This is a genomic window from Amycolatopsis plumensis, assembly GCF_042652605.1.
GTDB lineage: Bacteria > Actinomycetota > Actinomycetes > Mycobacteriales > Pseudonocardiaceae > Amycolatopsis > Amycolatopsis plumensis.
On the sequence record NZ_JBHSJY010000001.1, the window covers coordinates 7,450,679 to 7,464,892 of the forward strand.

The 14,214-nt window shown below is 70.7% G+C and carries 13 protein-coding genes; 5 read left to right on the forward strand and 8 right to left on the reverse strand.

Annotated elements, in window-relative coordinates:
- The first annotated feature begins 33 nt into the window (after positions 1 to 33).
- Genes ACFPLC_RS36035 through ACFPLC_RS36050 form a run of 4 tightly spaced genes read left to right on the forward strand, consistent with a single transcriptional unit; the run spans position 34 to position 6,172 of the window.
- Positions 34 to 1,332 carry an extracellular solute-binding protein gene (locus ACFPLC_RS36035; protein ID WP_378192490.1) on the forward strand — a complete coding sequence of 433 codons (1,299 nt, stop codon included), beginning with the start codon at positions 34 to 36 and terminating at the stop codon, positions 1,330 to 1,332.
- Positions 1,329 to 2,300 carry a carbohydrate ABC transporter permease gene (locus ACFPLC_RS36040; RefSeq protein ID WP_378236044.1) on the forward strand — a complete coding sequence of 324 codons (972 nt, stop codon included), beginning with the start codon at positions 1,329 to 1,331 and terminating at the stop codon, positions 2,298 to 2,300. Before ACFPLC_RS36035 ends, ACFPLC_RS36040 begins: the two co-directional genes overlap by 4 nt.
- A complete protein-coding gene (locus ACFPLC_RS36045) occupies positions 2,300 to 3,124 on the forward strand; it encodes a carbohydrate ABC transporter permease (protein WP_191309490.1) in 825 nt (274 codons plus the stop codon). Before ACFPLC_RS36040 ends, ACFPLC_RS36045 begins: the two co-directional genes overlap by 1 nt.
- A gap of 15 nt (positions 3,125 to 3,139) precedes the next feature.
- Positions 3,140 to 6,172 carry a glycosyl hydrolase 115 family protein gene (locus tag ACFPLC_RS36050; RefSeq protein ID WP_378192494.1) on the forward strand — a complete coding sequence of 1,011 codons (3,033 nt, stop codon included), beginning with the start codon at positions 3,140 to 3,142 and terminating at the stop codon, positions 6,170 to 6,172.
- 95 nt (positions 6,173 to 6,267) lie between these two features.
- Here ACFPLC_RS36050 and ACFPLC_RS36055 read toward each other — a convergent pair whose 3' ends face one another.
- Positions 6,268 to 7,338 (reverse strand): LacI family DNA-binding transcriptional regulator, encoded by a 1,071-nt coding sequence (locus tag ACFPLC_RS36055; protein ID WP_378192496.1) that lies wholly within the window; start codon positions 7,336 to 7,338, stop codon positions 6,268 to 6,270.
- An 80-nt stretch (positions 7,339 to 7,418) separates the two neighbouring features.
- Between ACFPLC_RS36055 and ACFPLC_RS36060 the strand changes: the two genes are divergently transcribed.
- Complete coding sequence (locus ACFPLC_RS36060) at positions 7,419 to 8,435, forward strand: endo-1,4-beta-xylanase (RefSeq protein ID WP_378192498.1); 1,017 nt, start codon at positions 7,419 to 7,421, stop codon at positions 8,433 to 8,435.
- On the opposite strand, the gene ACFPLC_RS36065 is transcribed toward ACFPLC_RS36060, so the two are convergent.
- From ACFPLC_RS36065 to ACFPLC_RS36095, 7 genes are all read right to left on the reverse strand, one after another.
- The gene (locus ACFPLC_RS36065; RefSeq protein WP_378192500.1) at positions 8,425 to 9,018 is read right to left on the reverse strand and encodes a polysaccharide deacetylase family protein; all 594 of its coding nucleotides are present in this window, start codon (positions 9,016 to 9,018) and stop codon (positions 8,425 to 8,427) included. The genes ACFPLC_RS36060 and ACFPLC_RS36065 overlap by 11 nt on opposite strands.
- Positions 8,967 to 9,899, reverse strand: a complete 933-nt coding sequence (locus ACFPLC_RS36070; RefSeq protein WP_378192501.1) for an acyl-CoA desaturase — start codon at positions 9,897 to 9,899, stop codon at positions 8,967 to 8,969. Before ACFPLC_RS36070 ends, ACFPLC_RS36065 begins: the two co-directional genes overlap by 52 nt.
- 280 nt (positions 9,900 to 10,179) lie before the next feature.
- Positions 10,180 to 10,383 (reverse strand): cold-shock protein, encoded by a 204-nt coding sequence (locus ACFPLC_RS36075; protein ID WP_004558414.1) that lies wholly within the window; start codon positions 10,381 to 10,383, stop codon positions 10,180 to 10,182.
- A gap of 100 nt (positions 10,384 to 10,483) precedes the next feature.
- Entirely contained in the window at positions 10,484 to 11,779 is a 1,296-nt protein-coding gene (locus tag ACFPLC_RS36080; protein WP_378192504.1) for a class I SAM-dependent methyltransferase, read from the reverse strand.
- Positions 11,761 to 13,143: an FAD-binding oxidoreductase gene (locus ACFPLC_RS36085; protein ID WP_378192506.1), complete on the reverse strand. Its 1,383-nt coding sequence runs from the start codon at positions 13,141 to 13,143 to the stop codon at positions 11,761 to 11,763. The genes ACFPLC_RS36080 and ACFPLC_RS36085 overlap by 19 nt, the downstream gene beginning before the upstream one ends.
- 86 nt (positions 13,144 to 13,229) lie before the next feature.
- A complete protein-coding gene (locus tag ACFPLC_RS36090; protein ID WP_378192508.1) occupies positions 13,230 to 13,769 on the reverse strand; it encodes a hypothetical protein in 540 nt (179 codons plus the stop codon).
- On the reverse strand, positions 13,766 to 14,203 hold the full coding sequence (locus ACFPLC_RS36095; protein WP_378192510.1) for a DUF6292 family protein: 438 nt from the start codon (positions 14,201 to 14,203) through the stop codon (positions 13,766 to 13,768). The genes ACFPLC_RS36090 and ACFPLC_RS36095 overlap by 4 nt, the downstream gene beginning before the upstream one ends.
- Positions 14,204 to 14,214 lie beyond the last annotated feature (11 nt).

The following is a 14,214-nucleotide window of genomic DNA, read 5'->3' on the forward strand; positions in this document are numbered from 1 at the left end:
AACTCGGCCGAAGCTGTCAGGAGTGGACCCACGATGTTTGTGAAACGCCGCAATACCGTTCTCGCCGCCCTGGCGGCCGTCGTCCCGCTCGCGCTCGCCGCGTGCAGCGGTGGTGGTGGCGAGACCGCCGCTCAGCCGAGCGGGCCGGTCACGTTGACCTGGTGGCACAACGGCACCACCGATCCGATCAAGTCGGTCTGGGCGCAGGTCGTCGCCGATTACCAGAAGGCGCACCCCGAAGTCACGATCAAGGCCCAGCCGCTGCAGAACGAGGACTTCAACACGAAGGTGCCGCTCGCCCTGCAGTCTCCCGAGCCGCCGGACATCTACCAGTCCTGGGGCGCGGGCGACCTGTCCGGGCAGATCACCTCGGGCAAGGTCGCCGACATCACCGGCGACACCAAGGCGTGGATCGAGCAGGCCACCGGCAAGTTCGGCGAGAAGTGGCAGGTCGACGGCAAGCAGTACGGCGTGCCGTTCACGCAGCACTTCGTCGGCTTCTGGTACCGCAAGGACCTGTTCCAGCAGGCGGGGATCACCACCCCGCCGAAGACCATGGACGAGCTGAACGCCGCCGTCACGGCGCTGAAGGCCAAGAACATCGCGCCGATCTCGGTGGGCGGCAAGGACCGCTGGCCGGATGCCTTCTACTTCAACTACTTCGCCATCCGCGAATGCTCGACCGCGGTGCTCCAGCAGTCGGTGAAGGCGGTCAAGCTCGAGGACCCGTGCTGGACGAAGGCCGGGCAGGACCTCAAGAACTTCCTGGCCACCGAACCGTTCCAGACCGGGTTCGCCGGCACGCCCGCCCAGCAGGGCGCGGGCAGCTCCGCCGGTCTCGTCGCCAACGGCAAGGCCGCGATGGAACTGCAGGGCGACTGGGAGCCCGGCACGATGTCGTCGCTGACCGAGGACAAGGACCTGGACTCAAAGCTCGGCTGGTTCCCGTTCCCGACCGTGGCGGGCGGGCAGGGCGACCCGGCGGCCGCGCTCGGCGGCGGTGACGGTTTCGCTTGCACCACCCGTGCCTCCAAGGCGTGCACGGCCTTCCTGCAGTACCTGGTCAGCGAGCCGGTCCAGACCGAGCTCGCCGCGAAGGGGACCGGCCTGCCCGTGAACGCCGCGGCCGCGAAGTCGCTGAAAACCGACGTGCTCCGGCAGGTCAACGACTACGGCACGAAGGCGCCGTACGTGCAGATGTACTTCGACCGGGCCTTCCCGACGGCGGTCGGCGCCGCGCTGAACGACGCGGTGGCCAACATGTTCGCCGGCCAGGGCACCCCCGAAGGCATCGTGACCGCCGTCAACCAGGCCGCGGCGGGCAACAAGTGACCACGGCGACGACTCCGGCGCGGGCGGCGGCGCGGCCGCCCGCGCCGGCGGTCCGCGCCCGGGCGAAACGCTCCGGCCTCGGCAAACGCCTGGAGCTGGTGGTGCTGCTCGGACCGGCCCTGCTGGTGTTCGCCGGGTTCGTCCTGGTGCCGATCGGCATCGCCGCCTTCTACAGCCTGTTCAAGTGGAACGGCTTCGGCGCGCTCGACGACTTCGTGGGCTTCGACAACTACGCCGACGCGTTCACCGGCACGGTGTTCCAGAGCGCCATCGTGCACAACCTGATCATCGCCGGGTTGTCGATCGTGGTGCAGCTGCCGCTGTCGATCGGGCTGGCGATGCTGCTCAACCGGAAGCTGAAGGGCCGCGCGGTGCTGCGCGCCCTGGTGTTCGCCCCGTACGTGCTGTCCGAGGCGATCACCGCGGTCATCTGGTCGCTCATGCTGCAGCCGAACAGCTTCGCCGACCAGGTGCTTAAGAGCGCCGGGCTCGGCGGGCTGATCCACAACTGGCTGGCCGACCCGGGCATCGTGCTCTACACGCTGTTCGCGGTGATCACCTGGAAGTACATCGGCTTCGGCATCATCCTGCTGCTCGCCGGCCTGCAGGGTGTGCCCGCCGAACTGCGCGAAGCTGCGGCGCTCGACGGCGCTTCGGCGTGGCAGACCACCCGGCACGTCGTGCTGCCGCTGCTCGGCCCGACGATCCGGATCTGGATCTTCCTGTCGGTGATCGGCTCGCTCCAGCTGTTCGACGTCGTCTGGATCATGACCACCGGCGGCCCGGCGAACGCCTCGACGACGATGGCGAGCTACCTGATCGACCACGGCTTCAAGCGCTATGAGTTCGGGTTCGGTTCGGCGGTGGCGGTGATCCTCTTCGTCATCTGCTTCCTGTTCGCCCTGCTGTACCAGCGGTTCGCGCTCCGCCGGGACACCCAGGGCGCCCTGACCAGGATGGTGGGCTGATGCGGTCCGGCAAGTTCGGCCTGTCGATGGGCTACCTCGCGGCGATCGTCATCGTCGGCGTGACGGTCGTGCCGCTGCTGTTCGTCGTGCTCGGCGGGTTCCGCACCAACGCCCAGATCAACACCGACCCGGCCGGGCTGCCCGGCCCGTGGGTGACCGACAACTACGCCTCGGTACTGGGCTCGAGCGCGTTCTGGACGTTCCTGGGCAACAGCGCGCTGATCGCCGTGATCGCGACCGCGCTCGCGGTCGCGCTCGGGTCGATGGCCGGGTACGCCCTCTCGCGGTACCAGTTCAAGGGCCGGGAGGCGTTGTACACGCTGTTCACCATCGGCCTGCTGTTCCCGCTGACGGTGGCGACGCTGCCGCTGTACCTGTGGCTGCGCCAGCTGGGCATGCTCGAGAGCTTCTGGGGGGTGGCGATCCCCGAAGCGGCGTTCTCGCTGCCGGTGACGATCGTGATCCTGCGGCCGTTCATGCACGCCATCCCCGGCGAGATCGAGGACGCGGCCGTGCTCGACGGCGCCACCAGGCTCGGGTTCTTCTGGCGGATCCTGCTGCCGCTGTCGACGCCGGCGCTGACCACGGTCGCCGTGCTGGCCTTCGTCACCAGCTGGAACGCCTACCTGCTGCCGCTGCTGGTGTTCAACGACTCCGGGCACTTCACGCTCCCGCTCGGCGTCGCGATGTTCCAGTCCCAGTTCTCCCAGGACACCGCCAGGGTGCTCGCGTTCACCGCCCTGTCGGCGATCCCGGCGCTCGCGTTCTTCGTGCTCGCCGAACGGCGCATCGTCGGCGGGCTGACCGGATCCGTGAAGGGCTGACTCAGGAGGTCTCCCGTGCCGTCCGAGGTACATCGTCGTGCCTTCCTGCACTTGGTCGCGCTGGCCGGGGCCGGGTCCGTGGCCCTGCCGGGCCTGGCCGAAGCCGGGACCGGATTCCCGCTGGTGTCGCGGGGGAAGGCCGCGACGATCGTGGTCGGCTCGGGCGACCTGCCCGGGGTGCGGCGGGTCGCCGGCGACCTCGCTGCCGACGTCGAACGCGTCACCGGCGTGCGGCCCGCGGTGTCGTTCGACGTCGTGCCCGCGCACGGCCCGGTCGTCGTGGTCGGCACCCTGGGCCACAGCCCGCTGGTCGACGACCTGGTCGCCGCCGGGAAACTCGACGTCACCGGCATCGCCGGGAAGTGGGAGACGTCGCTGAGCCAGGTCGTCGACGGACGGCTCGTCCTCACCGGCAGTGACCAGCGCGGGGTGATCTACGGCGTCTACGAGGTCTCCCGGCGCATCGGTGTCTCGCCCTGGTACTGGTGGGCGGACGTGCCGCCGCGGCGGCAGCCGGAGCTGCACCTGCCGGGGGAGCGGTTCAGCCTCGGCACCCCGCACGTGAAGTACCGCGGCTTCTTCATCAACGACGAGAACCCGGCGCTGGGCACCTGGGCCCCGGCCTACTTCGGGCCGGGCCAGGCACCCGGTTTTCCGAACGGCTTCAACCACCTGTTCTTCGCCAAGGTCTTCGAGACCATGCTGCGGCTGCGGGCCAACTACCTGTGGCCGGCGGTGTGGGGGCGCGCGTTCGCCGAGGACGACCCGCTCAACCACGCCACGGCCAAGGAATACGGCATCGTGATGGGCACCTCCCACGAGGCGCCGATGATGCGCGGCATCGAGGAATGGAACCGGCACGCGGTGCCCGCGGTCCGCGACGCGGCCGGGAACATCACCACCCCGGGGCACGATCCGTACGGCGGCACGGGGGAGTGGAGCTTCCGCCGCAACGGCGAAGCGATCAAGGCCTACTGGACCGACGGGATCCGCCGGATGGTCCGGGAGGACTTCGAAGGCGTCGTCACGCTCGGCATGCGCGGCAACGGCGACGTCGGCCTCCCCGACGGCGACGGCATCGAGCTGATGCAGGAGATCATCGCCGCCGAACGGGAGATCCTCGCCAGGGAGACCGGCCGCGACCTCACCACGGTGCCGCAGGTCTGGACGCTCTACAAGGAAGTCCAGCGGTACTGGGCCAAGGGCCTGCGGCCGCCGGACGACGTCATCGTCGTGTTCACCGACGACAACTGGGGCAACATCCGCAAGATGCCCGACCTGTCCCTGCCGCCGCACCCGGGTGGTTACGGGCTCTACTACCACTTCGACTACGTCGGCGGCGGCCGCAATTACAAGTGGGTCGACACCGCGTTGCTCGCGAACACGTGGGAGCAGCTGCACCAGGCGTACGCCTTCGGCAACGACCGGCTGTGGGTGGCCAACGTCGGGGACATGAAGGGCAACGAACTGCCGCTGCAGTTCTTCCTCGACTACGCCTGGGACCCCGCCTCGCTGCCGGCCGAGCGACTGTCCACCTGGGAGCGTCAGTTCGCCGCGGAGAACTTCGGCGCGGCCCTGGCGGCGGACATCGCCGGAGTGCTGCACGACTACGGGCGGCTGCAGTCCCGCCGCAAGCCGGAGCTGCTCAACCGGCGGATCACGGTGGACGCGGCCGGCGCGATCACCTACGACGACCAGATGACGCCGTTCAGCCTGGTCAACTACCGCGAGCTGGACCGCGTCACCGACGAGTGGCACGACCTCGCGGCGCGGGTGGCGAAGATCGGCGCGCGGCTGCCCGCGGCGTTCCAAGACGCCTTCTACGAGCTGGTCCAGTACGCGGCCCAGGCGACGGCGAACCTCTACGCGCTGCGGCGGGCCGAGTTCACGAACCTGCTGTACGCCGCCCAGGGCCGGGCGTCGGCGAACGCGCTGGCCGCCGTCACCGAGGCCCGGTTCGCCGACGACCTGGCGCTGGCGGAGAAGTACAACACGAGCATCGCGGGCGGCAAGTGGAAGGGTTTCCAGACCCAGCCGCACATCGACTACGGCGACGTCGCCCGCTACGGCCCGAACGCGCCGTGGCAGCAGCCGGAGAAGGACAACGTCGCCCTGCCGGACGTGATCTTCCCGGCGGTCCGGCGGGTGGACGTGCCGGCCGCGGCCGCGCTGGGGGTCGCGGTCGACGGCTCGCCGGACGCGTGGCCCGGCGCCGCGGGACGGCCGGCATTGCCCGAGTTCAGTCCCTACCAGAGCGCGCCACCGCAGTACGTCGACGTCTTCAACCGCGGCCGGACCCCGTTCCGCTGCACCGTTTCGCCCGGTGCGCCGTGGGTGCTGGTCGAGCCGCGCGGCGGCCGGGTCACCGAGGAGCTGCGGATGACCGTCCGGATCGACTGGCGCCGGGCCCCGAAGGGCACCACGACGGTGCCGATCACGGTGTCGGGCGCGGGGAGCTCGGTCGTGGTGGACGCCGTCGTGCGCAATCCGGTCTCGCCGGTTCGCGGGTTCGTCGAAGCCGGCGGGTACGTGTCGATGGAGGCCGACCACTGCAGCGCGAACGTCGGCGCCGGCGAGGTGGCGTGGCGGCGCATCCCGGACATCGGACGGACCGGGGCGGGGATGACCCCGTTCCCGGTGACGGCGGCGAGCCGCGCACCGGGAGCGGGGCCGCGCCTGGAGTACCGGACGACGCTGTTCACGACCGGGCCGGTGACGGTGTGGGCGTACTTGTCCCCGCGCAGCAACGTGCTTGCGGGCGACGGGCTGAGGTACGCGATCGCGTTCGACGACGCGGAACCGCAGGTCGTGAACATCACGAAGGCCACGGGCGCGGACGACACGTCCATGAACCGCCAGTGGGAGCGGACCACTTCGGACAACGTGAACCTGACGGCGACGCAGCACGTGATCGGGGCGGCGGGACCGCACGTGCTGAAGTTCTGGATGGTCGACCCGGCGGTGATCGTGCAGAAGCTGGTGATCGACACGGGCGGGCTGCGGCCGAGTTACCTGGGGCCGCCGGAAAGCGTGCGGTGGCCGTGGTGAGGGAGCTTGCCGGAGAGCACGGGGCGAGCGAGCTCGCCGAAGCAACTGAACGACAGCCGGCGCCGCGCCCGCCGGCCGTGGATCAGCCTCGATCCCTACCTCGCTCCGCCGGTCAGCACCCGGTAACCCCGGTGCGCCGGGGCCGCCGTGCTGTGGCGGACCACCAAGCTGGTCGCCAGTTCGAGGCGGTGGCTCTCCGGGTCCACGCCGCGGGCCAGCGAAATCGCCAGCCGGGCGCCGGCCGCCGCCATCTCCTGCAGGGGCTGGCGGACCGTGGTCAGCTCCGGGGTGAGCCAGCGGGCGATCGGCAGGTCGTCGAAGCCCACCACCGAAAGGTCGTCCGGGATGCGCAGCCCCGCGTCACGCGCCGCCTCGTACACGCCGAGGGCCTGCAGGTCGCTGCCGGCGAACACCGCCGTCGGCCGGTCCGGGAGGGTGAGCAGTGACGCCAGCTCCCGGTAACCGGCGCGGACGTGGAAGTCGCCGCGGCGCACCAGCGCCGGGTCGAACGCCAGGCCGGCCGTCTCCAGCGCCGTGCGGTACCCGTCGATCCGGGCCCGGCTGCACAGGACCCCTTCCGGCCCGCCGATCATCGCGATCCGGCGGTGGCCCAGGTCGATCAGGTGCCGGGTGGCCGTCAGCCCGCCCTGCCAGTTCGTGGCCCCGATCGAGGGCGTCTCCGGCCCCGGCGCGCCGGCCGGGTCGACCACGACCAGCGGGATGTCCCGGGCCCGGAGCTTCGCCAGCTGCCCGCCGGTGAAGTCCGAGCACACCGAGACGATGCCGACCGGCCGCCGGGCGAGGACGCTCTCCAGCCAGCTCTGCCCGGGCGTGTGCCGGCCCGACGAATCGGCCAGCACCACCGCCATTCCGTTTTCGCGGGCAACGCACTCGACCCCGCGGATGATTTCAAGAGCCCACGTGCTTTCGAGTTCGTGGAACATCAGTTCCAGCAGCCGGGAACGGCGGGAACGTTCGTCGGCCCGCCGCCGGTACCGGTATTTCCCGATCACGGCTTCGACGCGGGCGCGGGTGCTTTCGGCGACGTCGGGACGGCCGTTCAGCACTTTCGAAACTGTCGGGACGGAGACACCGGTCTCGGCGGCGATCCGGGCGATGGTCACCCGGGACTCGGTCGGCTCGAGCTCGTCAGACTTCGTTGTCATGACGGAGATTCTAGGTCATCGAAACCTGATTTGAAACGGTTGGAAAGTTTCGGAACACCATTGTCTCACGGAGGGTGAAGATGTCGGGAAGAATTCCTAAGAAACGCGTCCTCGCGACGGTCGCGGCCGTCATGGGTATTGCCGCGTGGCAGGCGCCCGCCGCGTCGGCGTCGGTGCCGCTGCAATACACCACGAACCGTTACGTCGGCAGCGCGGTGGCCGCGGCGTACCTGGCTTCGGAAACCGATTACCGGGCGGTGCTCACGCGCGAATTCGACAACGTGACGCCGGAGAACGAGATGAAGTGGGGGACGATCGAAGCCGTGCGGGGCCAGTACGACTGGTCCGGCGCGGACGCGATCGTCCAGTACGCGCAGACGCACCACAAGACCGTCCGCGGGCACACGCTGGTCTGGCACTCCCAGCTCCCGGACTGGGTCGGCGCGCTGCCCGCCGACGAGCTCCGCCGGGTCCTGCGCGACCACGTCACCACGGAAGTCAAGCGGTACAAGGGGAAGATCCGCGCCTGGGACGTCGTCAACGAGATCTTCAACGAAGACGGCACCTGGCGCGACACCGTCTTCCACCAGAAGCTCGGCGAGGGCTTCGTCGCCGACGTCTTCCGCTGGGCGCACGCGGCCGACCCGCACGCCAAGCTGTACATCAACGACTACAACATCGAAGGGATCAACCCGAAGAGCGACGCGGTGTACAACCTGGTGAAGACGCTGCGGCGGCAGGGCGTGCCGATCAGCGGCGTCGGCATCCAGGGCCACCTGTCCATCCAGTACGGCTTCCCCGGCCAGTACCGCGAGAACCTCGCCCGGTTCGCCAAGATCGGCGTGGAGACCGCGGTCACCGAGGCCGACGTCCGGATCCCGACCCCGCCCGACGCGGCCAAGCTCGCCACCCAGGCGAGCTACTTCGGTCAGCTGTGGGACGGCTGCCACGCCGTCCGCAAGTGCGTCGAGTTCACGACGTGGGGCTTCACGGACCGGCACTCGTGGGTGCCCGACGTCTTCCCCGGCGAAGGCGCGGCCTGCCTGTTCGACGAGAACCTGCGCCCGAAGCCGGCGTACTTCGCCCTCAACCCCTGACCGGACCGGGGCGCAGCCCGCGCTCGGTGAGCGCGGCGAGGATGCGGGGAACCGCAGCGAGGGTGGCCGGGCGGCCTTCGTGCATCAGCACGACGCCGCCCGGCTGCGCTTGCCCGGCCGCGGCGACGATCTCGTCCGCGGAGCACCCCGCCCAGTCGCGGGTGTCGACCGTCCACAACACCTCGGTCAGTCCTTGTGCCGCAACGGTTTCCGCGACGGCGGGGCCGGTGTCGCCGTAGGGCGGCCGGAACAGGACCGGGCTGGTGCCGGTGAGCTCGGCGAGGAGGTCCTGCGTGCGCCGGACCTCCTCGTCGCGCGCCGGACGATCGAGCGTGGTCAGCCGCGGGTGGGTCCAGGTGTGGTTGCCGATCTCGTGCCCGGCCGCGGCGATCGCCCGCACCAGCGCGGGGTGCGCCTCGGCGTGCTCGCCCCACAGGAAGAACGTCGCCCGCGTGCCGTCGAGGGCGGCCAGCAGCGCCGGGGTCGTCTCCGGGTACGGGCCGTCGTCGAAGGTCAGCGCGACGGTGTCCATCAGCGGGCCAGCGCGGCCAGCCGCTTCGCCGTCGGCCAGCGGACGTTCCACGCCCAGCCCAGCTTCTCGAACACCCAGATCACCCGGGCGGAGACGTCGAGCTGGCCGCGCAGCACGCCGTGGCGGGCCGACGTCGGGTCCGCGTGGTGGGTGTTGTGCCAGGACTCGCCCATCGACAGGATGGCCAGCGGCCAGAAGTTCGCCGAGCGGTCGCGGCTGGCGAAGGGGCGTTCGCCGATCATGTGGCAGATCGAGTTGACCGACCACGTCACGTGGTGCTGGAAGGAGATCCGGGCCAGGCCCGCCCACAGGAAAGCGGTCAGCGCGCCCCACCACGACAGCGTGATCAGGCCGCCGAGCAGCGGCGGGAGCAGCAGGCTCACCACCACCCACAGCGGGAAGAGCCGGTCGACGACGCGCAGGTCGCGGTCGGCGGCCAGGTCCGGGGCGAACCGGTCGACGTTGGTCTTGTCGCGGCCGAAGAGCCAGCCCATGTGCGCGTGCCAGAACCCGCGGGCGAGCGCCACCGGCGAGGTCCCGAACAGCCACGGCGAGTGCGGGTCGCCCTCGCGGTCGGAGAAGGCGTGGTGCCGGCGGTGGTCGGCGACCCAGACGAGCACCGGGCCCTGCGCGGCGAGCCCGCCGGCGATGGCCAGCGCGATCCGCAGCGCCCGTTTCGCGCGGAAGGAGCCGTGGGTGAAGTAGCGGTGGTAGCCGACGGTGATCCCGAGCGTCGAAACCACGAAGAACGCGCCGGCGATCGTGAGGTCGAGCCAGCTGACGCCCCAGCCCCAGAACACCGGGACGGCGACGGCCAGCGCCACGAACGGGACCAGCAGGAACGTGCGGATGGTGATGAGCTCGGGGATCGTCTGCTTGCCGGAGAGCACCGGTTTCGGGGCCGGCCGGGCAGCCTTCACGGAGGCGGTCATGCACTACTCGATTCGAGGTCTACGCCGCGCGGGGCGCGGAAGGCCGGGGGCGGGAACACCCGGCGGTCAGTGGTCTGGCGGGTGGCCGGGCGGGTCGCCGCTCCTGCCGGCGATCGGCCTCGAGGCCACGGTACGAGAGTGAGACCGGCCGGACGCCGGCATACGGGGGGTGCTCTCGTACCCCACCCACGTTACCGGACCGTTGTGAATCCGCAGTGTGGCGGCCGACGAGAAAGGCCCCCGCCCCTGGTGGGGCGAGGGCCTCAGGCTGCCTCGTGGCTCAGATGACGCTGACGCGCTGGGCCTGCGGGCCCTTCTGGCCCTGGCCGATTTCGAACTCCACGCGCTGACCCTCGTCGAGCGACTTGAAGCCGCTGCCCTGGATCTCGGAGTAGTGGACGAACACGTCCGGACCCCCGCCGTCCTGCGCGATGAAGCCGAAGCCCTTTTCGCCGTTGAACCACTTGACACTGCCCTGAGCCATACCCATACCTACTCTTTGTTGTGAGCCTGGATGTCCCATTCGGACACCGGTCTCGCCACCATCCTCGCATCACCCGCCCCCGCGTGGCCACCCCCGGTGGTCAAACTCCCCAATCGGGGCGCAGCGGCATGCCCATCCCGCCCTCGCTGTCGGTCCGCACGCCGAGGATGTGGTGCAGCTCGATCTCGCGGCGTTCGAAGGCCAGCCGGCAGGCCGCGAGGTAGAGCGCCCACACCCGGCTGCGCCCGGCACCGGCCTCGGCGACGGCTTCGTCCCAGTGCTCGTCGAGGTTGGCGCACCAGCCGGCCAGCGTCTTCGCGTAGTGCTCGCGGAAGTTTTCCGAGTGGCGCACCTCCAGTCCGGCGTCGTGCATGGCCGTCATGAGCTCGCCCGGTGCCTCCAGCTCGCCGTCCGGGAAGACGTAGCGGTCGATGAACCCGCGCGAGCGGTGCGCGACGCTCGTGTCCGGGTTGGTGATGCAGTGGTTGAGCAGCCGTCCGTGCGCCTTGAGCTTGCCGGCCAGGAAGCGGAAGTAGCCGGGGACGTTGCGGGCGCCGATGTGCTCGGTCAGGCCGATCGACGAGATCGCGTCGAACCCGGTCTCGGTGACGTCCCGGTAGTCCTGGTGCCGGATCTCGGCGCGGTCGGCGATGCCGAGCGCGACGATGTTCTTCTGCGCCCACTGGGCTTGTTCACGCGAAAGGGTGACGCCGATGGCCTCGACGCCGTAGTGCCGGACGGCGTGTGCGACCATCCCGCCCCAGCCGCAGCCGACGTCGAGCAGCCGCATGCCGGGCTTGAGGCCGAGCTTCTTGCAGACGAGGTCGAACTTGTGCGCCTGGGCCTCCTCCAGCGTGGCGCCCTCATGGGGGAACACCGCGCACGTGTAGGCCATCGACGGGCCGAGGACCAGCTCGTAGAACCGGTTGGACACGTCGTAGTGGCTCGAGATGGCTTCGCTGTCCCGCTCCTTCGAGTGCCGCAGCGCGGTCATCCCGCGCCGGAACCGGCTCGGGTGCTCCTCGGCGGGCGGCTTCACCAGCCGCAGGTGCCGCGGGCCGAGCTTGCGCAGCAGCCATAGCCGGTCGGCCGGGGTGAGCTGGTCGACCTGCGTGGCCAGCGCGCGCAACGCCGTGTAGAGGTCGCCCCGCACCTCGAGCGCGCCGGCGACGTACGCGCGGGCGAGGCCGAGGTCGCCGGGGGAGGACATCAGGTAGTCCAGCGCCAGCGGCGAGCGCACCTCGATGGCCACCGGCGCGTCGGCCGGGCCGCTGCGGCTGCCGTCGTAGGCGGTGATCGACACCTCGGCGCGGGGGCCGAGCAGCCGTTCGAAGACGGCGCCGACGGTGATGCTTTCCTGGGTCACGTTCGTTCCTTTCACCGGCGGCGGACGCATTTTTCGTAGAGGCCGAGCAGCCGCTCGCGCGGGTCGTAGGTGCGCTTGAGCTCCCGGTAGGCGTCACCGTTGTAGAGCCGCCAGAACTCGTCCTCGGTGTAGAAGCTGTCCGAGTAGAGCGACTTGTGCCCGCCGAGGCGGGTGACCTCGGCTTCGATCATCCGGTTGTGCACGCCGTCGCGCTCGCCCGGGTCCAGGGGCACGGCCGACCAGAACCCGAAGTTGACGTAGAGCTCGTCGGGGTCCAGTTCGTACAGCGGCCAGCGGACACCGCCGGGCCGCTGGCGCAGCGGGCAGATCCAGACCGGGCTGATCGGGATCTCCCGCTCGAAGAACTCGAGGAACTCCGCGGCCCGGTCCAGGGGGACCTCGATGTCCTGCACGATCGTCTCCTCCGGCGGGAGGCGCCGGAGCTTCAGCAGCCGTTCGGCGATGCGGAACCGGCGATCGAGCGCGACGGCCTTCCAATACACCGAGGACCGCAGGAACCGGCGGCCGAGCAGCAGCCGGGGCAGCCGGTGCTGGACGCCGAACGCGCGCGAGCACCAGAACCAGTCGGTGTCCCAGCGCCAGAGGTAGTCCCGGGTGGTGAGGTGGTCGGTCTCGCGCCGCTGGATGGAGCGGTAGTAGATGTCCAGCCAGGTGTAGTCGCTCGTGGCGGGCGCGGTGTCGCGGAACGTCCCGAGCGTCAGGTACAGCTCGTCCGGGCCGAAGACCGTTCCGTCGACGAAGTCGTGCTCGCCGCTGTCACAGGCTTCGCGCAGGGCACCGAAGTAGGTGTCCCGGTCGTGGAAGCGGACGTGCCGGAGCTCGACGAACGGTTTGACCGGTTCCAGCAGGATCTTCAGCCGCAGCGCGTAGCCGAGGGTGCCGTAGGAGTTCGGGAAACCGTGGAACAGGTCGCGGTGCTCGTTGTCCGGCGTGGCCAGGACGATCCGGCCGTCGCCGGTGAGGATCTCGAGCTCCAGCACCGACTCGTGCGGCATCCCGTTGCGGAAGGACGAGGACTCGATGCCGAGGCCGGTCACCGCGCCGCCGAGCGTGATGGTCTTCAGCTGGGGCACGACCAGCGGCATCAGCCCGTGCGGCAGGGTGGCGTCGACGAGCTGTTCGTAGGTGACCATCCCTTCGACGTCGGCGGTGCGGGTCTCGGGGTCGACGTGCAGCACGTGGGTGAAGCCGGAGACGTCCAGCCCGGGGTGCTTCGCGGCGGCCCGGGAGCGGAACAGGTTGGAGGTCCGCTTCGCGAGCCGGACGGTCGCTGCGCCGTCGATCGCGGTGAGCTGCTGTCTCAGTGCGTCGACACGGGCTTCGTGCTCGGGGAACGCCGGGGCGGCCGGCGCCCCGGCCTGATCGATGGTCACGAACTCGATCCTGCCTCACGCGGACGGCGGACGCACTGCGCCGCCAGGGCACGGTTTTGCCGGCCGTCCCGGGTGGTGGGAACGGTTCAGGCGACGGCACGGAGCGGAGCTTGCCCGTCGAGGAGCGACTCCGCGTCGGCGAGGAAGGCGTCGATCTGCCGCAGCCGATCGGCGGTGCGCCGCTCGATGGCGGCCAGCCGGTCGGCGCGCCGCCGGGCGTCGTCGACGATCCGGTAGGCCCGCGCGCGGGCGTCGGCGGTGCGCCGGTCCGCGGCCTCTTCCGCGTCCCGGATGATCGCGGCGGCCCGCTCCCGGGCCGTCTCGACGATCCCGCGGGCTTCCGCGTGCGCCAGTTCGAGCAGGTGGCGGACGCGGTCCCCGACGGCGGCCGGGTCGGCGGGCGTGCGGCACAGCCGGTCGGCGCGGGCGCTCAGCTCGGCGTGGTCGGCGCGGGCCCGTTCGAGCTGCCGCGCGAGGTGTTCGGCCTCGGCGACGGCCGCGTCGCGGTCGGTGGTGAGCAGGCGGATTTCGGCGAGGAGCTCGTCGATCCGCTCGTCGACCTGCTCGCGGTCGTAGCCGCGGAACGTCAGCGCGAAGCTCTCGGGCAGGGGCAGTGGCGCCGTCATCGGGCGGCGGCGGGCCGGCGCAGCAGCGCGGCGAGCGTGGTGGCGTCGCCCGCGCTCCGGAGCTTGACCGGGTCGGGTTGTCCCACGGTGTGGTCGTCTTCGTGCAGGGCGGTGACGAACCGCGCGACCCGGTGCGGCGACGGCGCGACGGTGGGGCCGCCGAGGTAGCGCAGGACGATCAGGTCCTCGCCGGAGTGCGTCTCGATCGCCGCGGCCCAGCCGCGTTCCTCGTCCCACAGCAGGGCCACGTCCCGGTCGGGGTAGTGCGGCAGCCGGGCGTCGAGGGCGACGTAGGCCGAAACCGGGCCGTCGTGGTCGAGGGTGCACGACTCGAGGCCGATCCCGAGCTCGGCGGTGACGTCGCGGAGGTAGTCGAGCAGCGCGGGGACGGCGGGGTGCTGGTAACCGGTCGGGAGTTCGATCGATGCGGTCACGGGGGTGTGTC